Raw genomic sequence first — 23,312 nt, forward strand, 5'->3', positions numbered from 1 at the left:
AACAGTTATTCGTATTGTATGCTGAATTTATAAACGGTTGGTTGATGCATAGAAAGAATAGAGGTAGGGGGGGTTCCATTGCCGAAAGTATTAATCGTATCGACAGGATCAAAATATACCTATCGAACAAGAAAAGAATTAGTTTTAGAACTGCTAGCGCAAGGGTATGAGGTACATCTGCTTTGTCCCCATGGAAAAGAACTAGATTATTTTCAAGAACACGGAGTGCGTTTGCACAACTTTGTCTTTGATAATCATGGAACGAATCCTCTGAAAGAAGCGACCCTTTTTTTAAAACTGCTACGGAAAATTCACAAGATCAAACCGGATATAATTTTAGGTTATACCATTAAAATGAACATCTATGGGGCTTTTATTGCGGCATTTTTACATATTCCTTTTTTTCCGAACATTACCGGTTTAGGCACAGGCTTTTCTCAAAACAATCGCTTAGAAAACATGCTGGTGACCATGTATCGGGTATCCTTTCGTAAAGTCGCACATATTTTTTTCCAAAACGAAGCCAATCGCAGTTATTTTGAAGAAAAAAAAATCCTTAACAGTCCCTGCACTGTCTTGCCGGGATCTGGCGTCAATCTTCAGGAATATCAAGTTGTTCCCTTCAAAGAAAGCCAAAGAACCCATTTTCTTTTTCTAGCGAGAATTATCAAAGAAAAAGGGATTGAGGAGTATCTCTCGGCGGCTGAAACAGTCCTCAAAGAGCAACCATATGCAACGTTTCATGTGGCAGGATTGTTGGACGAATCCTACCGAATGGCTATTGAGTGCTATGTGAACAAAGGCGTGATTCAGTATCATGGGGATGTTGAAGATGTTCAAGGATTAATAGAAGAAATGGACGTGATTGTTTTACCGTCCTATCATGAGGGAATGGCAAATACATTGTTAGAAGCTGCTGCAATGGGACGACCAATTATTGCCAGTCACGTTCCCGGATGTGCTGAAATTATTGAAGATGAGGTATCTGGCTATTTAATTTCCCCACGAGAAGTTCTTCCTTTAATCGAAGCTATCAGGCGAATTCTTATCATGAGCAAAGCCGAGCTGGCGCAGATGGGGTTACAGGGAAGAAAGCTAGTGGAGAATCAGTTTGACCGCAAGCTGGTTGTTGAGAGCTATTTAGAATTAATAAGGGAATACACGGAACCTGTAGAACCAAGATATATTTATGAAGAGGGAAAACATGAAGAATTTAGTTAACAAGTTGAAGCACCGTGAAACAAAACTATCCGTTGTCGGACTGGGATATGTCGGATTACCAATTGCAATAGCATTTTCTAAGTATGTAGAAGTCATTGGGTTTGATATCAGCCCAAGTAAAATCGAGCAGTACCGTTCAGGGCAAGACCCGACAGATGAAGTAGGAAGCCAAGCAATTCAAACGGCAGTTATCCAATTTACTTCTGATCCTAAGGCGTTAAAAGAAGCAAGCTTCCATATTGTTGCTGTCCCGACGCCAATCAATCACGACAAGACACCGGATTTGCTCCCTTTAAAAAAGGCGACTCAGCTAGTAGCCGAGAATTTAAGCAAAGGATCAATCGTGGTATTTGAATCGACTGTGTATCCCGGTTTGACTGAAGAACTCTGTATTCCTATTTTAGAAGGGGTATCAGGATTAACGTATGGTCAGGACTTCAAAGTCGGCTATTCGCCAGAACGAATTAATCCTGGCGATAAAGTTCATCGCCTAGCAGACATTAAAAAATTAGTTTCAGGTTCGGATGAAGAAGCACTAGCAATCATTGCCCAAGTCTATGAATGGATTATTAAAGCAGGGGTTTATAAGACTGCTTCAATTAAAGTTGCCGAGGCTGCCAAGATTATCGAAAATGCGCAACGGGATATCAACATCGCTTTCATGAATGAACTATCCATCATATTCCATAAAATGGGGGTGGATACTAAAGAAGTCTTAGACGCCGCCAAAACTAAATGGAATTTCTTAGATTTTCAGCCAGGACTGGTAGGTGGACACTGTATCGGAGTGGACCCTTATTATTTAACCCATCGTGCCCAACAGTTTGGGTATCAGCCAGAAGTGATTTTGGCCGGTCGCCGAATCAATGACAATTCAGGCAAGCGAATTGCCCAAGAAATTGTGAAGAGCCTATCTAAAAAGGATAAAAACCTCTCTGCTTCAAAGGTTGGTATTTTCGGTTTTACGTTTAAATCAGATTGTCCAGATACTCGCAATACCAAGGTGATGGATATTGTAAATGAACTAAGCGACTATGCGATCACACCGCTCATTTATGACCCTGAAGCAGATGCAGCAGATGTAGCATGTAACTATGGCTTGACTCTTTCCGAGGAAACGGACATGCAGGCATTGGATGCGTTGGTAATTGCCGTTGACCATGAAGGATTTAAAAACAAGGATCACAACTATTGGATTAACCGATTGACTGAGTCGAAGATTATTTTTGATATTAAAGGAATTTTGAATAAATCGCTGTTGGAGCAAAGTGGAATTAGTTACTGGCGGCTTTAAGCTGTAAATAGTAAAGCGTAGAGTTAGTCTAGAAATAACGGATTTCAGCCAATTCGACCTGTCAGAAACATCGCAAAGGTAAAGGAGAAAGATGGTACATAAATCAAATTTCATCAATGTAATAAGGATAATAAAAAAACGTTTATGGATAATAATTGTTGGTGGTTTTTTAGGCGTAGCTATTGCGTCTGCCATCACTTTTTTTGTGATGCCCCCTGTCTATAGTTCATCCACCCAGTTAATTGTTAATGCCAACTCGGCGGAGGACCCAGGAGCGAATCTACAAACCAATGTGAATGGAAACGTCTTAATGATTAACACGTATAAAGATATGATTCTTGGTGATCTCGTGTTAGAAGCAGTCAGTGATGAGCTGGAAGAAACGTATCAGTATCGTATTTCGATTGATGAGTTGCACCAATGCTTGGCGATTAATCAATCAGAAGACTCACAAATCTTTCGCATTGTTGCGACTGCGGAAAAACCGAGAGATGCAGCGATGGTTGCGAACACGACTGCCGCAGTTTTCCAAGAAAAGGCGCAAGAGATACTGAAAGTCAGCACAGTGACCATCACCTCGAAGGGAAGAGTCCCTCAAAATCCAATTTCACCTAATCGAAAGCTGAATATTTTGCTAGGGCTGATTACTGGCTTAATGTTCGGGAGCGCTTTTTGCTTTTTGCTGGAGCTGATTGATAAGACTGTAAAAGACCAATGGTACGTAGAAGAGTATCTAGGAATTCCTATATTAGGTGAAACGTCTGAGTTAAGCAAGAAGGATTTGACTGCTAGTAAAAAAGTTTCTTTAAGAAAGACGCGGAAAATGTCTCGTTCTTAAAAATACAACCTAACGGGATGAAAAGGTAAGGAGCAAGTTGGATGAACAAGAGAAAGTGGTTAGAAGATGTGATTGGTCTAGTGACGTTGGCAGACCCATATTCTTCTTTTGCTGAACAATACCGCAAAATCCGTTCGAATATTCGTTTCGCTTCGGTGGATAGAGAATTAAAGACCATCGCCGTTACCTCTGCTGGCGAGAAGGAAGGTAAATCGACGACATCAGCTAATTTAGCTGTCGTGTTTGCTGATGCAGGCAATCGTGTACTGTTGGTGGATGCTGATTTGAGAAGTCCATCCTTGGCTATCGCGTTTAAACTTCAAAAAGTTAAAGGATTAAGCAGTTACCTGTCAGATCGTGAAGCAGATATCAGGGACTACTATTTAGAAAGTGGCATAGAGAACTTGCAGATCATGACCAGTGGACCAAGACCACCTAAACCGTCGGAAATGTTAGGCTCGCAACGGATGAAAGAATGTATTAATAGTATGCGTTCAGAGTTTGATGTGATTATTTTTGATCTTCCGCCAGTTACGGTAGTGACAGATGCTCAGCTGATAGCGGCGCAAACGGATGGAACCATCTTGGTTGTTCGCAAGCAACAAACCAACAAATACGAATTAGCCAAAGCTAAGCAGCTGCTGGATCTAGCCAATGCTAAGATTATAGGTGCCGTTTACAACGGTGAAGAACTTAATGCAGCTAGCAACTATCATTATGGCGGTAAAAATAAAAAGCGAAAAAGACGTTTTTTTTCAAAAAAATAAAGATAGACATAAAAAAGAATATCGGAGGATCTCATGACGGATAACATGCAACTATTTCCACCAAAAAGCAAGTTTCTTGTAACTGGTGGTGCGGGATTTATTGGAAGTAATTTATGTGAGGCCTTGTTGAATTTAGGCTACCAAGTACGCTGTTTAGATAACCTTTCAACAGGCTTTAAGAAAAATATGGACACGTTCATTTCAAATGATAAGTTTGAATTCATCCAAGGAGACATTGTTGATATGGACACTTGTGAACAGGCGTGTGATGGGATCGACTATGTGTTGCACCAAGCTGCTTGGGGAAGTGTTCCAAGGAGTATTGAACAACCACTTTTTTACGAAGAAGTAAATATCGAAGGAACCTTGAATATGCTCGAAGCTGCGAGAAAAAACTATGTGAAAAAATTCGTGTATGCATCTAGTTCTTCTGTGTACGGGGACGATCCGCGCCTGCCTAAAGTTGAAGGAGGCGAAGGTCGGGTATTATCTCCTTATGCATTGACCAAAAAAACCAACGAGGAATATGCGCGACTTTATGCTCACTTGTACGGTCTAGAAACGATTGGGCTAAGATATTTCAATGTTTTTGGTAAACGCCAAGACCCAAATGGCGCATATGCGGCAGTTATCCCTAAGTTTATCAATAAGATAATGAACGATGAAGTCCCTCAGATAAACGGCGATGGCGAAACATCACGGGATTTCACTTATATTGAAAATGTCATCGAAGCAAATTTGAAGGCAGCTAGTGCCCCATCATCTGTTAGTGGTGAAGTATTTAACATAGCCGTTGGCGGCAATGTTACCTTAAATGAACTTTTTCAAACAATTGTGTCTTTGTTAGGTAAGGAGATGCAGCCGATCTATGGAGAAGAACGTGCGGGAGATATTAGACACTCTCATGCGGATGTTTCAAAGGCGAAAAAAGAGCTAGGGTATGTCGGAAGCTATGATTTTAACCAAGGGTTGTCATTGACGATTCAATCCTATTTAGGAGACTAACAAATGCAAGGGAAATTGCTGCACCTGTACAATCGATCCCCGCTTTTTTTTCAAAACCTAATGACTTCGACTGCTGGTTTAAAGAATACGAAAGAGAGATACGGTTCATTTTACACCGAAAGTCTAAAACGCCTGGAAGAGTTTGATGCATATTCCCTGGAAGAAAAAGAAGCCTTTCAACTGATGCGTCTCAAAGAATTCCTTACGTATGCCAAAAAAAACAGTCCCTTTTATCGTGAGCGATTGCAGGGGTTCCCGCTACATCAAATGGATGATTTGAGTTGGTTAAGTGAACTTCCCTACCTAACCAAAGAAGAGCTGCGAACCAATTTAGCAAATATTGTAACGATCGATAAAAAGAGCAGCATTGTTTCTCATACAGGCGGCACCACGGGGACACCCTTAACCGTCTATTTTATGAAAGCAGATATCATGGAACGAATGGCCTCATTGGACCATTTCAAGCAAGAAAAAGGCTTTTTGAACAATCAGATGACAAAAGCTACGTTCAACGGAAAACCAATTGTTCCACTGAAGCAAAGCAAAAAAGTTTTTTGGCGTTGGAATGCAGCCAACAAGCAGATGATTTACTCTTCCTTTCATATTACCGAAGAAAATATTCCGTACTATATCGATAGTCTGAATAAGGTAAAGCCAGCTGCCGTTGATGGCTTCTTTTATGCAATTTACGAAATTGCTGCCTACATCTTGAGGCATGGCATTACGCTGTCTTTCAAACCACTGGCGATTTTTCCAACTTCAGAGACGGTGGATGCGTTTAGAAAAGACATTATTGAGCGTGCCTTTAAAGCCAAGCTGTATGATCAATACGCTTCAAGTGAAGGGGCACCCTTTGTCTTTGAATGCAATGAAAGAAGGCTGCATCTGGATCTTTATAGCGGCGTAATTGAGAACAAGCCAACAAGTAATGAGATTGTAATTACTAGTTTTACTACTAGAGGGACACCGTTGATTCGTTATGCAATTGGCGACAGTATGGTGATGGCGGACAAAGATATTGTCTGCAAATGTGGAAGAACGCATCTTGTCGAAACGATTCTAGGAAGAGAAAAAGATTTTCTCTTCGCCACATCAGGGGCAAGAATAACCGCGGCCAATGTGTCCAATTTGTTTAAGGCGGTCCCAGAAGGCATTATTAGGGGACAAATTATTCAGAATAGTAAAACCAACTTTGAAATAAAAATAGTCAGCGATGAAAACTATAAGGAGCGTTACGATCACATTTTACTAAAAGAAGGAATATTCCGCTTTGGTCAGGATGCTACGATCACAATAAACCAAGTAAAAGAAATCCCGAGAGAAAAAAATGGCAAATTCAGACTATTGATCAATAAGATGCAATGAATCATTACCAACAAAAAACAACGATAACTTAAGCAGAAAGGAAACAATACGATGGAACCAGCGATCACCATTTTCACACCCGCGTATAATCGGGCACATCTATTGCCACTGCTTTATGGCTCATTAAAAAGACAAACCAATCAAAGGTTTAAATGGCTAATTATTGATGATGGCTCAACGGATGAGACAAGATCCTTGGTCGAAAAGTGGATCGAGCAAGAAACCGACTTTTCGATTGACTACCAATATAAGAAAAATGGGGGTCTACAAACAGCCTATGTTGAGGCAATTAAACACTTAACTACTGAACTAGCTATGTGTGTCGACTCAGATGATTATTTGTTAGACGATTCAATCAGTAAAGTGCTTTCCTTATGGGAAGCCAAGGGCAGTGATCACTACGCTGGAATTTGCGGATTGGATATGACCGCAGAAGGAGAAATTATCGGTGGCAAATTTCCGGATACCTTAACTGAAATTAATCTTATTGATATTATTACGGAGCGTTCAGCTTACAAATGGGCAGATCGAAAGTTAGTCATCCGAAGTGAACTCTACAAGCACACGAAACCTTCCAAGTACTACGACGATGAAAAGTCGCTAAATGAAGCCTATTTGCATCACCAAATCTCGATGCAAAAAAACTATTTATTGTTGAATGAACCACTAATCGTAGTGAACTATCAAGAAGAAGGCATCTCTAAATCGAAAAAAAGGCAATACTTAAACAGTCCCAAATCATTTGCCGATCATAAGCGTTTTTTGCTCTCTTTAGAAGGTGGTACTCCAAGGTTTTATATTAGACGTGCGTTGCTTTATTGCATGCATTGTGTACATGCTAGAAAGTTAAACTTCCTAAAAGATTGCCCGAAAAAACCGCTAGTCCTAGCGTGTTATCTTCCCGGTGTGATTTTAGCTTATGGTGTTCGTCTGCAAGTGAGGTTGTCTGGAAAATGAAGGTATTGCAAGTAGTCGGCGGTCTTAAGCAAGGCGGAGCTGAAGCGATGATCATGAGTGTATTTAGAACAATCGATCCCAAAAACTGTACCTTCGATTTTTTACTCTACGAAGAGCAGGACACCTCTTATGTAAAAGAAGCGCTGAAGCAGGGAGCGAAGATCCATGTGTTAACCAATCGTAAGAATCTATGGCAGTATTACCGTCAATTCAAAAAAATCATTGCTGAGAATGGCTATGATGCGATCCACGTGCACTTAAATCACCATAGCGCAGTCCCGCTTTTTTTTGCGAAAAAGCTAGGGGTACCGATTAGAATTTGCCATTCTCATAGTGCTATTCAAGAGAAGAAGACGTCTTTTATCCGAAGTGTCTATGTACACACGACCCGCTTCATTATTGCAAAGACAGCGACGAAACTAGTTGGCTGCAGCCAATTAGCTGGGAACTCCTTATATGGTGAAAAAGCCTTTCGTACTAGAGGAGTGATTTACCATAATGCGATCAACACTGAGGATTTTACCACGGTTGATCGTGGGACAATCACACAGTGTAAAAATAAGTTAAAGCTTTCTAAGCACTCCCTAGTGATTGGCCATATCGGCAGCTTCCGCCCGGCGAAAAATCATGCTTTTCTCATTAAACTAGCCGCAGCATTGAAACACCAAAAGGTTGATTTTAAGCTCGTTTTAGTAGGAGATGGTCCGTTACATGCAGCCATAAAAGCAGAAGTAGCCAAACGCAAGCTGGAAGAAGAAGTTTTGTTTTTAGGACTAAGAAGCGATGTCCCTTTATTGATGCAAGTATTTGATGTGCTGCTCATGCCTTCACTTTATGAAGGGTACCCGGTTACATTAGTCGAAGCACAAGCTGCCCAATTACCGATCGTGGCCGCAACCACTATTACCAATGAAGTGGAAGCCAAAGAGCTAGGATTAATTACTTGGCTAGACCTTGAGGCGTCATTGGATCATTGGATCGGTACCATTCTTTCGGTCAATCGATCCTCTTCACCGATCCTAGACGTCCAAGTACAGCTGCGCAAAGAAATCATAAGGCAAAGGTTTGATATCGATGGAAAAACAGAACTATTCTATAGCCTCTACACATGAAGTCAATCGAGTCATCACCCTTTTTATACTTGCTGCTGCTTTATTGGCCGCAAGCATTAGTGTATTTATTGGACTTGATGACCCAAGAGTCCTAGTAGGCTTGGCATGGGTTGGCAATGGTGTGTTTGCCTATGGGATCGTATATTTTTGGAAGAGTAAAGCGACAGTGATCAATCAATTCAGTTTGCTTTGGAGTGCTATTTTCATCTTCTCTTATGGGCAAATCTTTCTCTACTCTCTAGGATTGACCTATAAGCGCTTTAATCTGTTTCAAATATATTCAATGGAGCTAATCAATCAGTATATTCTTTATTTTATCTTTTCCATGCTGTTCTTTCTCTTTTCTTCTACCTTTTTTTTACAGAAGAAAGAACCCGTAATCATAGAACAAACAGACTCGATCACGAGAGTTAACAGCACAAAAATCGTCGCATTCAGTCTATTTGCCCTCTCAGCTCCGGCATTTATTCAGCAGAAAATGGCGACCTATCGTGTTACAAGCAGTATGGGATATGGAGGGATTTACGCTTCTTCCAATGAAGGCTCTGGCTTAGCCTATCTCTTAAGTCTATGGTTTATTCCGGCAGTATTCCTTTTGTTTTATATGTTTAGGAAAGAGTTGCTGAAAAAGAACCTGTTAATACTCACATTGTTTGCGACGGTTTGTTTCAGTTTTTATGTGGGTGATCGAGGTTCAGGAACATCCGTGCTGCTAGGCACTATTTTTCTCCTGTTGACCACAGCTTCTGAGAAAGACAGAAAGGCCTATACGATCTTTGCAGTAGCAATAATCGGCATCTTGTTTTTTGTCTATCCATTAATTGCATCCGTTAGAGGCGCCGCAAATCGAACCTTGGATGATTATCTAAAAGCTTACATAGATGCTGGCGGTCCTTTACAACTAGCGATCAATACCTTCGGCGAGTTAGGTTCTTCCATGCAGATTTGGCTGCGGCTCCAATCGATTGTTCCAGAAGTACAAAATTACTCCTTTGGCTTTTCTTATGTAGCCTCCGTACTCAGCTGCATACCTTCTTTTTTCTTTGGCGGTTTTTCCTTTGCTAATTATGCAATACTGAGTCGTTGGATTACTCAAATTGAGCATGAATCGTATGGTCTAGGTTTTTCTATGTTAGGGGAGACCTATTATAATTTTGGTTGGTTTGGGATTATTGCCATCTATTTTGTCGGGTTATTTATCTTTTGGGTATTGTCAGGTAGTTGGATTAAACGTTATCAAGATTTACGAATCCCGTTTATAGCGATTGCGCTTTACATTTTTGCATTTATTGGTCGCTCTTCCATCTATTTGAATATCAGACACTGCTTGTATCTCTTGTTATTTCCGTATTTGGCTATCGTAATTTTGACTCAGTGGCTTGAGGGCAGCGAATTAGAAAGAAGATGGCATAGTAAGGAAAAAGACCATCAAGAAGGAATGAGTCAATGAACAATAAAAAAATCTTGAGGAATTTTTCCTATAGTATATCTTCGAATCTGATAAAAATGATCGGATCAACGATCACGGTTTTACTTGTTCCAAAATTTATTGGCATAACAGAGTATGGCTATTGGCAGTATTACATCTTCATTTCTTCGTACGTCACCTTGTTCACACTCGGGTGGACTGACGGAATTTGCTTACGTTATACTGGCAAGCAATTAGTGGAAATTGGCATTGGCAACCTACAGATCCAGTTCAAACTGTTTTCAGTCTTACAGATTATGTTAAGTACAGGTGTCTTTTTCGCCGCCTGTTTGGTGACCGATTTAGAGAAGCGCTTTGTCATCCAAGCGATTGCCTTTTTTATCGTTTTTGTGAATATTCGGTATTTTTTCATCCATCTTTCGCAGGCGATTAGTAATTTCAAGTTGTATTCAGAAATCATTGTTATCGAGCGGGTACTCTCTGTGGCTCTAATTGTGGTGGTGCTGTTGCTTCAAATAAAAGACTATCGGTACCTTGTGGTAGCAGATATTTTAGGAAAAGTTTTTTCATTACTGTATGCGATGTATACGTATCGTGAACTATTCAGCGCCTCTGCAGTCCAAACACTTACGTTGAAGAGTGTTCAAAAAGATGTGGGCAGAAATATCAAGTCTGGATCGATGATCCTTCTAGCAAGCACCATGAGTATGCTGATCATCGGGACTGTTCGGATGGCAATTGAACGTAAATGGAGTATCGAAACCTTTGGCAGGGTGTCGTTAACTCTGAGTTTGTGCAATTTCTTGTTGATCTTTATCTCAGCGTTGGGATTGGTACTTTTTCCTGTATTCAAACAATTGGGAAAATCAAAACTCAAAGAAATTTATCCAAGTCTATCCAATTGTATTACGTTAGTCCTTTCTGCCCTGCTGATCATGTATTACCCATTGGCATTCGTTTTAACTAGATGGTTGCCGGATTATCAAAGCAGTATCGTTTATATGGGGATCGTTTTTCCGATTTGTTTATTTGAATCAAAGGTCTCCTTATTGATAAATCCTGGATTAAAAGCTTTTCGAATGGAGAACACGCTATTTTTGATGAACATGCTCTCGTTTTTTGTTAGTCTGGGTTGTTCCATTTTCTTTGTTTTTGTTGCTCCAAATCTCTTGCTGGCGGTATGCTGTATTCCTTTGGTTTTAGGTATTCGCTGTTTGCTAGGTGAGCTCTTCTTGCTGAAGTTTTTTGAGAAAACAGATGTGAAGATGTTGGCTCTTCAAATCTTTCTGCCGTTAGTATTCATTCTTTGTAATCAGTTTTTACCGCTTGCCTTGGCAGGAACGGTCTATACTGTAGTTTTGATTAGCGTACTTCTAGTAAAATGGAAAACAGTTACTCAGGATGTAACGCTGTTAAGTAAATTTATATAAAAGTGGATCGCTAAAACAAGCGATCAACTGAATAAAGTGAAAAAGTAATCCGTAATGGGGAACCAAGCACGCTATTTCGGATCAATGATAAAGTTTACGTATGTATTCGGTTGTCAATGAACGGACAAACCACTTGCGAAGTGCCCAACCTTCGCAGGTGGTCTTTTTTATTGATCGATCAAATAAAAATCAGCTTGTGGGCGGGTTAATCGGGATTTTTTTTCTGTTGTTCCTGCGCTTTTCGTTGATTTCTTCTACGTAACATATCTAAAATAAGGTTATAAAGTCCTGATTCTTTTTCATCTTGGATTGAATGAGCAATACGGGAAGTTTCTTTGACTTCTGGTGAGACCTCCTTCAGTGTAACAACTGGGACTTCTGGCAGTTTTCTGTAGCTGCTTTGAGCAGTTAATTCTGCCGGCATTTGCTGAGGATCGCCAGCTTGAGTGTTTTCTTCATTTATAGATTCTTCTGCCACATCTAAGACAGGATCAGTTACTATTAGCGGTTGGTTTAATTTGGTCGGTTCTTCGGCTTCTCCAAAAAACTCATTTTCCTTAAAAATAGGTGTTTCGATCGTTTCGACATACTTGGCACTGACTACTTTTTGAAATAATGCAGTGCCCTCTTTTTCAAATAGATTTAAAGCGGTCAATAGTTCCAGTGATTCTTTGACTTTTGCAGGACTTAACTCGATATTTGGCTCTTTCATAGTAAAGGTATGTTTCTTTCCCACATCATTTAGAAAAGTCCCAACTAATTTGATCATTTTTTGCGACTCCTTTCAAAATTTTTAGCATAGAGGACCAGGCAACAAATCAAGTATCTCAAGGAACCGCCGTTTCTGTCGGACGAAATTTAGCAATCAGTGACCCAGCGATGGACTTGGCTTTTTCAATGAAATTGCGTACGGGAAATACTTTTAAGCACAGCTTCTGCCATTCAGGTGCTTCAAAATAATCCGCAAAATAGTAAAAGAAACGTTTCATAACTTTGGTCGCCTTGGTCCGCAGGAATAAATAGCGAACTAAATCTTGTAATACCAGAGCAAACTCCTCCGCACCTAGCTGATAGCGGACGCGTAAAGCAAGCAATAGTTGAATGGTGGTGGTACCGTCTTGCGTTTGCTCATAGTATTCTCCGATGCGTTGCTCGAGTGTCTCAAGTGTGAGGTTGAAGATCTGATAGTGTGTGAAGGGTTGCTCTGACATAGTGATTCGACTCCTTTTTTTAATATAGTTAGTTTAAAGTTTTTTAGACAGCCAATATAGCTAAACAATTACAACCACCAACTCCAGCAGTTTGCGCATTGAAACTAGTAACTGCCGAAGTTGAAGGATGATCAGTTGGAAGCTCAAGCGTTAACCTTGTTTAGATTGCTTGTTACTCATTCGTGAAAATGATGGTTTCAATGGTTTCAACATATTTAGCACTGACAAGGGTTTCGTAAGAACGCACCCCGTTTTTTTGGAACAGGTTTAACCCTGAGAATTTTTCTAACAAGGTTTTGATCTGTGAAGGGGTCTTCGTCGTATCTGGGTCCTTCAAGCTCCACGTCTGGCTTTTTCCGACGGCGTTTCGAAAGTTTACAACTAATTTCTTCATACTAGTGACCATTTTATTCCGCCTCCTTTGTGATACGTGTTTGCGAAGTCAAGATGACACTGTCAAAAATACTGTCGCTGACCGATAACTCTGCCATGATTTCACCTAATGAAAGGATGTCCGCTTCTGCGGGATTGTCGATCACATTTTGGAAGCTGACTTTCTTTTGTTTTTCTTGCCCTTCTTGTTCGATAATGACTTGTAGTTTGTTTCCTAGTTTTTGCATCATGTTATTTTCCTCTGCTTTCTGTTTTTAGATTTTTATTTTCGTTTTTTTAGGTTTTGTTTTTTTGTACCGGCCGGTGACTAAAAGATAAACCATTTTTTGGAAAAAGACAAAAACGCTAACTTGCAAAAGACCCCTCTAACGTGCACTTCAAAAAAGAAAGAATATTGATATAACAACATTCTTTCTTTTTAAGCGTGCACGTTAGAGGGGGGTAAAAAAAGTTAGCAAATTAGTAGAAAAAAGGAAAAAAAGACACCAATACGTTTTTGAATTATGCTCAAAACCGCATTGGTGTAATTTTAATAAAATCTATATGTGTTATTTAAAGAATTTAATATCGAAGTGTAAGTTAAGCCACCTAGATTCGTTTTTTTCCCTAACTTCGTAAACAGACGAGTCAAACATTCGGTTTCATATTGACGTTTTAACTCACTTAGTGGAATGGAAAATTGAAGTGATTTCGAACGTTTAATGATTGAACGAAGAAAGGGAGTGTTTGGCAATTCCAAATAATCTAACGGGTGGTGTCCAAGAATATCAGGGTATAAATGGTCTCTGCGGATGGTAGCTAGGGCAGTTAGGGCACGAGCTGCATGAAGACTAACTGTGCGTTTGCTCACAAAACATTGTATGGCAGTACCATCAACCATAATAATGCGTGTAAAGTCACCGATTTTTATCATTTCTTCAATCTCCATTGGGTTTATCCAGAGAGCGTGGTGAATAGACGAAATGATAGGAAACAAGCAGGACGTTCTATTTACTACTGGTAATAGCTTTACACCAAAACAATCAAAATATCTAAGGGCACGAGCCCAGCAAGCATAATCATAACTTTGTAAGACTGCTTCGTGATCTCTTAAAGTACTTAACGTCTTTTGGGGTGAATAATAATAGCGACCCTGAGAAATAATAAGTGAATCTGTCCGATTGGGAATCGGGATCACTAAAGAAGGGTACCGACTTTCCTTAGGCATGTAAGGGGTCGCTCGATCCAGCGCCTCTTGCCAAGTATTCGAAAATTGTGTGCAGTCAAGCAATAAAGGGGAATCATTCGTCTGCTTCGTTGATTTGAAAGTAGTTCTCAACATGGATCAACTCCTAACAAGTTTGATTACTAGCGTTATGGGGTAACAATCGCTGTAAGCAATTCATTGACTGAGCAGTTCTTAACTCGAGTACTTTTAAAAGCTGGCAGAGTCATTTTCTTTAGCGTTCTCGCCACAGTTATCCGGAATCTGGGCGACGATCTTCTTGGTAAAACATAGTGATCCTAACAAGTATTTATAGCGCTAAAGCTTCCTTGGATCAGTGTTTATTTTCAGTCCTGATCTTCACAACACTAGTAGAGCGTACAGCTATAATACAGTGACTGTATGTTAATCATACTATAAAAAAAACGCCTTGTGGAAACATAACATGAAGTTTTTGGCAACGATTTCATTGATAAAAAATGAAAAATATTATACTTTTAACTAGTTTTAATATTCGTTTGATAGTTTTGTTATATAATAAAATTCTGACGTATTTTGATATGTCATTGACGGAAAACAGATAATCAGAAAAAATAAGAATTTGTTAGTTATTTAATTGGTGGGATATCCTTTTTCTTTTCCTAGTTTTAGAAAGACTAAGAGAAATGTGAATTATTCTTTTTGTTTTTTATATTTCCGCAATAACAGCTGGGTTTATTACGATCCGGTTTGGAAAATGCTTGAATAATTTTTTGCAAAAATAAAAATATATGTTTATTTTATTTTGTGCTTCAAGATGTCTGGGAAAGTCTGTCAAGAAATTACCGAGATAACGGGATTATCTATTTACCGTCAAAATTACCGTCAAAAAAAACTGAAAGGAAGTGGCGTGATGCGTCGAGGTGAAAATATTTATCGGCGGAAGGACAAGCGTTGGGAAGGAAGATACGCAGTTGGGAAAAATACCAATGGGAAAACAAAGTATCGTTCTGTTTATGGCAAAACATTGCAAGAAGTACGGGAAAAACTGTATCCCCAAAAGATGAAGTATCAGTTTCTTATGGACTTTCAAGGCGAAGCTGCAATTTTGTTTTGTGAGTGGGGACTTCATTGGTTGCAGGAGATTAAACCAGCGATTAAACAATCTACCTATGCAAACTATGAACACAAATTGGTCCATTACGTTTTCTCATTGATAGGGGACTACAATCTTAATGAATTGAATGAAGAGATTGCCGAACAACTATTGGCACATCTGAAAGAGCAAGAACTACAGTCATCCACGATTCATGCAATCTTTCGAATTATCAACCAATGCTTGCATTCGGCGCTAAATAAAGAACTGATTAAAGAAAATCCTTTTACCTCAATTCAGTTGCCTAAAGTAATTAAGAAGAAAAATCAGTCCTTAACCAAACAAGAACAAAAGCGATTGGAAGAAGCAGCCCTGAAAAGGGAAGAAGGTAAAGGGATACCAGTTTTCTTAGCGTTACATGCGGGTTTACGGATTGGTGAAATAGCAGCCTTATCATGGAAAGATATTGACTTTGAGAATAGGATGATCCACGTAGAAGCCACTTATCAGCGGGTTTCAAATTCAGAAGACCAGCGAAAAACTGTGCTGGTATACATGGATTCTAAGACTCCTTCGGCTACACGATCGATTCCAATGAGCCTGATGTTAACTCAACTGTTGTGGAAACGAAAGCAAGAATCTACGGGGAGCTATGTTGTTTCTGGCAAAAATTATCCCTCAGAGCCGCGACTTTTAACTTACCACTTTCATCAAATTCGGGAAGAGGCAAATTTAGCTGGCGTCAATTTCCATCGGTTACGACATACCTTTGCGACGCGTTGTCTAGAAAGCAATGGGGATATCATGAGTGTAAGTGCATTGATGGGACACAGTTCTACTCAAATGACGCTGGATACTTATGCAGGATCATTAATGGAGCAACGTATCCGAGTCGTCGAACAAATGGAAAAAGACTTGGAATAACCACATTTTCAAAAAAATGTGTATGCCGACAGTTTGAGGTGCTTGAAATTGCACACAAGTATCGAAAATAGTCATCCTTATTTGACATCCTTAAGTGAGGTCATGTGTGAGTTGCACCTCTTTGACCGACTGTTATTAAATGAAATTTTTTTCGATTTTTTTTGCTTTTGTTTTGGAATTATAGACCGTCAATTTCCGTCAAGTGGAGGGGGTTTTTGTTGAATTAATAAGGTTTTTATCAGGTTTCTTAGTCTTTCTAAAACTAGGAAAAATAGTACTCATTTGTTTAATAAAAGTATAAATGATTTGGGTATTTAAAGCAAAAATGTTCGTAAAATGAACTACATAAGAAATAGATCACTGTAGGACTTAGAGAAATAAAAGGTCTATTAAAGGGAAATAGAATCTATTTTGGATCAATGACGATTGCAAGTACCATAATAGTTTAGACAGCTGTTAAAGATTTGAGTAAAAAGTTGGAATTTTTACATATTATTTTAAATTACCATGTAACGCTGTTCTTCAATACAAATGGATCAGGTCTAACGTTTTATTGATTCGTCATAGACTTTTTTCATTTTAGCCCTTCTTTATAGATAACCATTGTGCACAACCATTTATCTAATCAGAATTTTTGATGAAAGATGTGGTAAAATTAGTTAGTATAAGGGGTATAAATATTTTGTAAAAAATGAGGGATGAGGTGAAATTATGCGTGAAAGCAAAACCACTACAATATTGAATCAACTAAAAAAAGACATAAATGATGGTGTGTATAATCCTAATGAAAAGCTGATAGAAAATGACTTGGCGAACCGATTTCAAACAAGCCGGAATACGATCAGAAACGTCCTTTCATTATTGGAAAAAGATAATTTAGTTTCTATCGAGCCTCACAAAGGAGCAAAGGTAACAGCACTAAATACTAAAGATATCATCAATTTATTGGAGGTCAGAGCTGAGCTTGAAGGGTATGTTTTTCGAAAGGTTGCACCACTTCTAAGTGATGATGATATCAAAAAGATGAGTGAAATATATGAGCGAATGGTTGATAATATTGCTGAGAATAACCTTCAAAATCATTCCACGCTGAATAAAAGTTTTCACGAAGTCGTTTACAATAAATGTGACAATACTGTGGCTATTGGCATCATAAGAGACTTAAAAAATCAACTATCAAAGTATAACTTTAAAACCATACTTATTCCGGGTCGAAAAGAAGCAACGATTATAGAACATAAAAACATATTAGAAGCAGTTAAAACTAGAGATGGCGCACTTGCTTCTCAAAGAGCCAAAGAACATATTTTCAGTGTGAGAGATACACTTTTGGAATACAATGATTATTTAAATCACTAAATTATCGCCTGAAACATTAACAATACAGGATTCTTGGAAAAGACATTTCGATTTCGAATGTCTTTTTTTAATTTCTGATTGACATTCTTTCAGATAGCGGTTACAATTCACTTGTCAACAAGATTGTTCAACAATAATGATCAACAGGAGGAGATAAGATGAGTAATATTTTAAAAGGTGCATATGATTTACACGTACATTCAGGTCCAGATATCATGCCGCGGAAATTTGATGATTTGGAAATGGCCGAACGAATCAAAGAATCTGGAATGGCTGGCTATGTGTTGAAGTCACATTATTTCAATACTGCGCAACGTGGATATTTAGTAAACAAGGTAACGCCAGAATGCAATTGTATTGGAGCTATCGCTTTAAACCAGTCTGTTGGGGGGATCAATTCAATCGCTGTGGAAATGGCAGCAAGATCGGGAGCAAAAATTGTCTGGTTCCCGACTACCGACTCTGAAAATGAGATCTCTCATGTTATGACTGGTGATCCTAACAAAAAACTTCCTTACTGGGCCAAAATAGTGAAAGACCTTAAGGATGAAAATATTGAAATTCCTACGATAACTATCCTAGAAGACGGAAAACTGACTGATGATACCATTAAGGTGATCGATACAATCGCCAAATACAACATTATTTTGGCTACTGGTCACTTATCACATGAAGAAACTTTTGCACTAGTTGAAGAAGCGCAAAAACGGGGCGTAAAGAAAATCATCATCACCCATGTAGATTTTCCAACCACCTATTACAGTGTAGAAGACCAGAAAAAGTTAGCAGAATTCGGAGCATACATGGAGCATTGTTATGTAACGTGGAAATCAGGAAAGGTTGATTTTGCTGAAACAGCTCGCCAAATTCGTGAACTGACTCCGGATAAAGTAATTCTTGCTACTGACCTTGGGCAATCAACAAATTGTTACCCAGATGAAGGACTTCGCGAATTCGCTGAACGTTTGATCAATGAAGAAGGATTTACCGAGGATGATATTAGAAAAATGATCGTAGAAAACCCTTCAAAATTATTAGCAGAGGAGAATAGCAATGATTAAAGGAAAAAATTTATTAGTATTTAGTGCTCATGCTGCAGATTATGTCTGGAGATCAGGTGGAACAATTGCAAAATATGCTGCAAATGGTGCCAATGTTAAGGTAGTCGTTATGACATACGGAGTTCGAGGAGAATCAAATGGTTTATGGAAAAAAGAGAACGCTTCCTATGATTCAGTAAAAGAAGTAAGAAAACAAGAGACAGCCGCTGCAGCTGCCATTCTTGGCGTCACTGATATGGAATATTGGGATTTGGTGGATTATCCAATTGATATCAACCAAGAATTAGAAAATAGAGTAGTTGAAACTATTCGCAAAACCCAACCTGACATTATCATCACCCATGATAAAAATGACATATTAAATCCCGATCACAATAACGTCCATGATTTAGTATGGCGGGCAAGTATTATGTCAAATTCTGCAGGGATTTTAACAGAGGGACATCCCGTTACAAAGCAAATGAGAATGTTTGGGTTTGAACCTCATCAAACAGAAATTAGCGGATACGTACCGGATCAGTTCATTGACATTACTGAAGTATACGACAAAAAAGTCAAAGCAATGGAGTGTTTTGCAGGGCAGCACCACTTAATTGAGTACTACAAACAACGAGCATTTATGCGAGGCAATCATGCCCGTCGTTTATCTGGGAACAACACGTATAAGTATGCTGAGAGCTTTGCAAATTTCTATGCGGTAGTTTCAGAGGAACTAGTTTAAAACAATAAAATTATCTCGCTTCCTAAAACTGGGAAGTGAGATACATATAAAGGAGAAACGTATGAGCAAAGGTAGAATTGGTTTCAGAATTGGGGAAGATATCAACCGTCCGAAGGATACGTCAATCTTTCAAAAATTAATGGATTTTGGGACGCCGCCTCTTAGTGACGGACTTAATAAATTTAATACCTTAGATTCAAAAATTAAAGCGGTTTCTAGTGGGGTGAAACTAGCAGGTCCGGCCATTACGGTGAAGCTTAGACCAGCAGACAATTTAATGTTGCACAAAGCAATAGATATTGCAAAAGAAGGCGACATTATCATTGTCGATACTGGCGGTACTGAAAACTATTCAATCATGGGAGACCTGATGTCTAGTGCAGCCTTCAAGAAAAAAATTGGCGGCTTTGTGATTGACGGGGCAATTCGAGATATTGAAGAATTGATGGAAAAAAAATACCCAATCTTTGCTAAAGCTGTGACCCCTGCAGTTGGTGACAAAGATGGTCCTGGTGAAATCAATCATCCGATCAGCTGTGGCGGTGTTGTTGTAATGCCGGGAGATTATGTTGTAGCCGATGACAATGGAATAGTGATTATTCCTCCAGACCAAATTGAAGAAATTGTAAGTGGAACTGAGAAGAAGTTGAAATACGAAGCAAAACGAGCGATTGAAATTGAAGAGGGACATATCACCAAACCTGATATCGATGAGAAGCTTCGAAAATTAGGGGTGCTGGATTAACTGGGGGGAGAATAATGTTTTTTAATTTGACAGAATTTGTTTTTAATCCATTCGTTTTAATTTTTGCAGCAATCTTTTTAGGAATGCTCTTTGGCAGAATTAGAATCAAAAGTTTTTGCTTTGGAGGCTCGGGTGTCTTGTTTGCCGGACTATTTATCGGATATTTTGTTTTAAAATATGCACATAGTTTTACTGAAGGCTCAGATGAATATGGGGCAGCACAGGCTTTTATTCAAAAAGGAGTCATTGATCATCTGCTATTTAATACATTTCTAGTTTTATTTGTTACTGCTATCGGGTTGCTGGCTTCAAACAGCATAAAGAAAGTCATCAAAAAATATGGGTTTCAATTCGTGATTTTAGGATTTTTAATCACTTTTATGGGTGCAGCTACAAGTTTCGTTTTAACAGAATCACTCCCACAGAAAGATATTTTTAAAGTATCTGGAACGTATTCAGGGGCAATGACAAGTTCTCCTTCATTAGCTGCAGCACTTGAAACGGTGCAGGCTACTACGACTGAAGATGCCAAGAATTATGAAACCTTACCAACGAAAGAAAAACAGATGATTCTTGATGTATTAAATGATAATTCTCAAGAAAATCTGACGATTGAAAATACCCAAACTCTTACTGAAAGCCAGCAAAAAATTTTTGTGGAAAAAGCATCAGCTGATGTTGGTATTGGACATTCAATCTCATTTCCGATTGGATCAATTGTAGTAATTCTATCTATGAGCTTCATTCATAAGATATTTAAAATCAATCTTAAGGATGAAAAAGCGGAGTTCGCTAAAATTATGTCGGATGGAGATACTGAGGGTAAAGATGAGAAAAATAAATTTTCAAAAAATGTCCTATTTGATGTTACTGGATTTGCGTTGGCTGCGCTAGCGGGCTTAATTATCGGGAGTATAGAAATCCCTCTGGGTAGTTTTGGAACGTTTAGCTTAGGCATGACTGGTGGTGCTTTGCTTGGCGGATTAGTCTTAGGATCAATCGGCAAAATCAGATTTATTAACTTTCGCATGGAAGATAAAGTATTACAGGTTTTGCGAACTCTTTGTTTAGAAATTTTCTTGGCTATCGTAGGACTACGTTATGGCTTCGGTGTTGTTGAGTCTATTACCGGTTCTGGATTGACCTTTGTTGTTGTAGGCTTTGTAACAGCAGCAGTAGCATTGTTATCAGGTTTCCTTGTAGGAAGATATGTCTTCAAGATGAATTGGGTGCTGTTATCAGGAGCTATTTGTGGTGGTATGACGAATACGACTGGTATGGGAACATTAATTGATGTACTCGACTCAGATGATGCGGCTACAGGATATGGAGCTACTTTCCCGTTTGCCATGATCGGCATGGTTCTGTTCACCATCATTTTGCATCAGTTGACAGCATAGCTTCTTAATGAATAATGAAAAACTCAAGGCCATCAATGATGTCTTTGGGTTTTTTAGTTGTTGAAATCCCGTAAATCAAAAAACTAGCTACCAAAGTTCACTAAAATTAGGAAAAAGGCCTAAAAAAAGAAAAGTCTACCAACTGAATGGTAAACTTTTCTAAAAATCGGCTTAGTAGATGGTACTCCTTAGCAACAATCCAGTGAACATCCCAACTTATTTGCGATTTTTAAACCAGTTTCTGTTTGAGCAACACCGGCTAGCCCGGTACATCTTAATTCTGACGGGATCATTCGCCCAACTTTGTTAAAACTATCGATCGTTTCATCCAATGGGATAACTGGATCATAGCCGGCTAATGCCATATTGGCAGCTCCTAAGGCGTTGAAACCGCTCATCACATTTTTTCCTAAGCAGGGAACTTCAACCCGCATTGCCACTGGATCGCAGACCATGCCAAAAACATTCTGTAAAGCCATAGAAGCCGCATTTACAGCTTCTTCGATCGTTCCGCCCATTAATTGAACCAAAGCCGCAGCTGTCATCCCTGATCCCGAGCCGCATTCAGCTTGGCACCCGGCCACTTCAGCCGCAAAAGTAGCATATTCTGCGATAAAAACACCAGTGATTCCGGCTGCTAAAATCGCCCGAACCAAGTCATCTTTCGATTTATCATAAAAACTTGAAACAGCAATAACGGTTCCTGGCAAGACCCCGCAAGAACCTGCTGTTGGTGCGGCAACGAAGACATTCATCGAGCTTTTAACTTCCATCATGGCTGAAATATAGCCAATAATCCGCGTGTTTAGCTCGCCGCCGATTAGTTTGTTGTTAGGTTCAAACATTTTATAGGATTGATACCCTAAGATTCGATCCTCATAACTCGTACCATTTAAGCCAATTTCGATCCCTTTGCGCATGATATCAACAATCTGGTCTGCCTTTTCATACACCGCTTCTTCCGAAATACTTCCTCGGATGCTTTCGTATTTTAGGGCCATATCGGCTAAATCTAGTTGGTCCTTTTTGGCTTGCTCCAGCATTTCCTTGACTGTAAGGAAAGGAACACTAGGTATTTTTTGGGACATTACCGGCAAGACTGGATCAAATGCGATGAGCTTTTCGATTGTCATCAGTTCGTTTAAACGCGTGATTTCCGCTGGCTGAATCGGTTCATGGGTTTGGATATGAAGAACACTATGATCCTTCGTTTCCACAACAGACAATGAGCAAAACTTCGTGCGTGTATTTTCTAACTCATTCACTAATTCTTTTTCCGTCAATTGGAGGTTTTTACCAAATAGCAAGGTTTCATAGAACCCTCCGTTGATTGAAACGTTGGCACCGTCAATGTCGATGAACTCAATCATTCCACCGCCGACAGACAGAGCAGTGGCATGCACTTCTTCATTTAAGTCACTCTTGACTGTCATTTTGTAAGTGTTTGGATGGGGTGCATCGTAAGGCACGATGCTAAAATTTATCTCCATCCCTTGAGCTTCGGCAATTTTAATCGAGTGAAGCAGATCGTCGTCAGTCGGCTCCATTCCAAGTAATCCAGCGACAAGACCGACATCAGAGCATTGACCAACATAACTAGCTGCCAATGAGCCTTTGGGATCGAAATCAGCTTGGAAATAGGTGATTTTTCCTTTGACCATTTGCGCTAGTGCTCTGCCTATCCGGACAGAAGCTGCGGTATGAGAGCTACTAGGACCAACCATAATAGGGCCTAAGACATCATTAAAAATACTGGGATATTCGTGCATGGAACTTCCTCCTTACTAAATAAAAAATCTAT

Annotated in this window: 22 protein-coding genes; 16 read left to right on the forward strand and 6 right to left on the reverse strand. The window is 39.3% G+C overall.

Translation table 11 applies throughout. The features are described from left to right. Window positions 1-78 precede the first annotated feature (78 nt). From IGI42_RS12165 to IGI42_RS12210, 10 genes are all read left to right on the forward strand, one after another. Window positions 79-1,221: a glycosyltransferase family 4 protein gene (locus IGI42_RS12165; protein ID WP_438716124.1), complete on the forward strand. Its 1,143-nt coding sequence runs from the start codon at window positions 79-81 to the stop codon at window positions 1,219-1,221. After that, window positions 1,205-2,515, forward strand: a complete 1,311-nt coding sequence (locus IGI42_RS12170; RefSeq protein WP_438716126.1) for a nucleotide sugar dehydrogenase — start codon at window positions 1,205-1,207, stop codon at window positions 2,513-2,515. The genes IGI42_RS12165 and IGI42_RS12170 overlap by 17 nt, the downstream gene beginning before the upstream one ends. Before the next feature lie 91 nt (window positions 2,516-2,606). Further along, window positions 2,607-3,353 (forward strand): YveK family protein, encoded by a 747-nt coding sequence (locus IGI42_RS12175; protein WP_438716128.1) that lies wholly within the window; start codon window positions 2,607-2,609, stop codon window positions 3,351-3,353. A gap of 41 nt (window positions 3,354-3,394) precedes the next feature. Further along, on the forward strand, window positions 3,395-4,120 hold the full coding sequence (locus tag IGI42_RS12180; protein WP_438716130.1) for a CpsD/CapB family tyrosine-protein kinase: 726 nt from the start codon (window positions 3,395-3,397) through the stop codon (window positions 4,118-4,120). A 33-nt stretch (window positions 4,121-4,153) separates the two neighbouring features. Further along, window positions 4,154-5,125 carry an SDR family oxidoreductase gene (locus tag IGI42_RS12185; RefSeq protein WP_438716131.1) on the forward strand — a complete coding sequence of 324 codons (972 nt, stop codon included), beginning with the start codon at window positions 4,154-4,156 and terminating at the stop codon, window positions 5,123-5,125. A 3-nt stretch (window positions 5,126-5,128) separates the two neighbouring features. After that, on the forward strand, window positions 5,129-6,490 hold the full coding sequence (locus IGI42_RS12190) for a hypothetical protein (RefSeq protein ID WP_438716132.1): 1,362 nt from the start codon (window positions 5,129-5,131) through the stop codon (window positions 6,488-6,490). A 51-nt stretch (window positions 6,491-6,541) separates the two neighbouring features. Next, the gene (locus IGI42_RS12195; protein WP_438716133.1) at window positions 6,542-7,447 is read left to right on the forward strand and encodes a glycosyltransferase family 2 protein; all 906 of its coding nucleotides are present in this window, start codon (window positions 6,542-6,544) and stop codon (window positions 7,445-7,447) included. Further along, window positions 7,444-8,559: a glycosyltransferase gene (locus IGI42_RS12200; RefSeq protein ID WP_438716134.1), complete on the forward strand. Its 1,116-nt coding sequence runs from the start codon at window positions 7,444-7,446 to the stop codon at window positions 8,557-8,559. Before IGI42_RS12195 ends, IGI42_RS12200 begins: the two co-directional genes overlap by 4 nt. Next, a complete protein-coding gene (wzy, locus tag IGI42_RS12205; RefSeq protein ID WP_438716136.1) occupies window positions 8,522-10,009 on the forward strand; it encodes an O-antigen polysaccharide polymerase Wzy in 1,488 nt (495 codons plus the stop codon). Before IGI42_RS12200 ends, wzy begins: the two co-directional genes overlap by 38 nt. Continuing rightward, the gene (locus IGI42_RS12210) at window positions 10,006-11,418 is read left to right on the forward strand and encodes a lipopolysaccharide biosynthesis protein (protein WP_438716137.1); all 1,413 of its coding nucleotides are present in this window, start codon (window positions 10,006-10,008) and stop codon (window positions 11,416-11,418) included. Before wzy ends, IGI42_RS12210 begins: the two co-directional genes overlap by 4 nt. A 205-nt stretch (window positions 11,419-11,623) precedes the next feature. On the opposite strand, the gene IGI42_RS12215 is transcribed toward IGI42_RS12210, so the two are convergent. The 5 genes from IGI42_RS12215 to IGI42_RS12235 all read right to left on the reverse strand — a co-directional run bounded on the left by IGI42_RS12215 (window position 11,624) and on the right by IGI42_RS12235 (window position 14,343). Beyond that, window positions 11,624-12,187, reverse strand: a complete 564-nt coding sequence (locus IGI42_RS12215) for a DUF2922 domain-containing protein (RefSeq protein ID WP_438716138.1) — start codon at window positions 12,185-12,187, stop codon at window positions 11,624-11,626. Between the two features lie 58 nt (window positions 12,188-12,245). After that, on the reverse strand, window positions 12,246-12,629 hold the full coding sequence (locus IGI42_RS12220; RefSeq protein WP_438716139.1) for a hypothetical protein: 384 nt from the start codon (window positions 12,627-12,629) through the stop codon (window positions 12,246-12,248). A 172-nt stretch (window positions 12,630-12,801) separates the two neighbouring features. Next, window positions 12,802-13,023, reverse strand: a complete 222-nt coding sequence (locus IGI42_RS12225) for a DUF2922 domain-containing protein (RefSeq protein ID WP_438717045.1) — start codon at window positions 13,021-13,023, stop codon at window positions 12,802-12,804. A 13-nt stretch (window positions 13,024-13,036) separates the two neighbouring features. Next, window positions 13,037-13,252, reverse strand: a complete 216-nt coding sequence (locus tag IGI42_RS12230; protein ID WP_438716140.1) for a hypothetical protein — start codon at window positions 13,250-13,252, stop codon at window positions 13,037-13,039. Between the two features lie 299 nt (window positions 13,253-13,551). Further along, the gene (locus IGI42_RS12235; RefSeq protein ID WP_438716142.1) at window positions 13,552-14,343 is read right to left on the reverse strand and encodes a hypothetical protein; all 792 of its coding nucleotides are present in this window, start codon (window positions 14,341-14,343) and stop codon (window positions 13,552-13,554) included. A gap of 775 nt (window positions 14,344-15,118) precedes the next feature. Between IGI42_RS12235 and IGI42_RS12240 the strand changes: the two genes are divergently transcribed. From IGI42_RS12240 to IGI42_RS12265, 6 genes are all read left to right on the forward strand, one after another. Then, a complete protein-coding gene (locus IGI42_RS12240; RefSeq protein WP_438716143.1) occupies window positions 15,119-16,225 on the forward strand; it encodes a tyrosine-type recombinase/integrase in 1,107 nt (368 codons plus the stop codon). Between the two features lie 711 nt (window positions 16,226-16,936). Continuing rightward, the gene (locus IGI42_RS12245; protein ID WP_438716144.1) at window positions 16,937-17,584 is read left to right on the forward strand and encodes a GntR family transcriptional regulator; all 648 of its coding nucleotides are present in this window, start codon (window positions 16,937-16,939) and stop codon (window positions 17,582-17,584) included. A 158-nt stretch (window positions 17,585-17,742) separates the two neighbouring features. Continuing rightward, window positions 17,743-18,645, forward strand: a complete 903-nt coding sequence (locus IGI42_RS12250; protein WP_438716146.1) for a DUF6282 family protein — start codon at window positions 17,743-17,745, stop codon at window positions 18,643-18,645. Further along, window positions 18,638-19,366 carry a PIG-L deacetylase family protein gene (locus IGI42_RS12255; RefSeq protein WP_438716147.1) on the forward strand — a complete coding sequence of 243 codons (729 nt, stop codon included), beginning with the start codon at window positions 18,638-18,640 and terminating at the stop codon, window positions 19,364-19,366. The genes IGI42_RS12250 and IGI42_RS12255 overlap by 8 nt, the downstream gene beginning before the upstream one ends. Window positions 19,367-19,427: 61 nt before the next feature. Continuing rightward, window positions 19,428-20,111: an RraA family protein gene (locus IGI42_RS12260; RefSeq protein ID WP_438716148.1), complete on the forward strand. Its 684-nt coding sequence runs from the start codon at window positions 19,428-19,430 to the stop codon at window positions 20,109-20,111. Between the two features lie 14 nt (window positions 20,112-20,125). Beyond that, the gene (locus IGI42_RS12265; RefSeq protein WP_438716150.1) at window positions 20,126-21,511 is read left to right on the forward strand and encodes a hypothetical protein; all 1,386 of its coding nucleotides are present in this window, start codon (window positions 20,126-20,128) and stop codon (window positions 21,509-21,511) included. Between the two features lie 188 nt (window positions 21,512-21,699). Here the strand turns inward: IGI42_RS12265 and IGI42_RS12270 are convergent, their stop codons facing one another. Beyond that, a complete protein-coding gene (locus IGI42_RS12270; RefSeq protein WP_438716151.1) occupies window positions 21,700-23,280 on the reverse strand; it encodes an L-serine ammonia-lyase, iron-sulfur-dependent, subunit alpha in 1,581 nt (526 codons plus the stop codon). Window positions 23,281-23,312: the final 32 nt, after the last annotated feature.

This window comes from Enterococcus sp. AZ109, from assembly GCF_051714625.1.
Lineage (GTDB): Bacteria > Bacillota > Bacilli > Lactobacillales > Enterococcaceae > Enterococcus_A.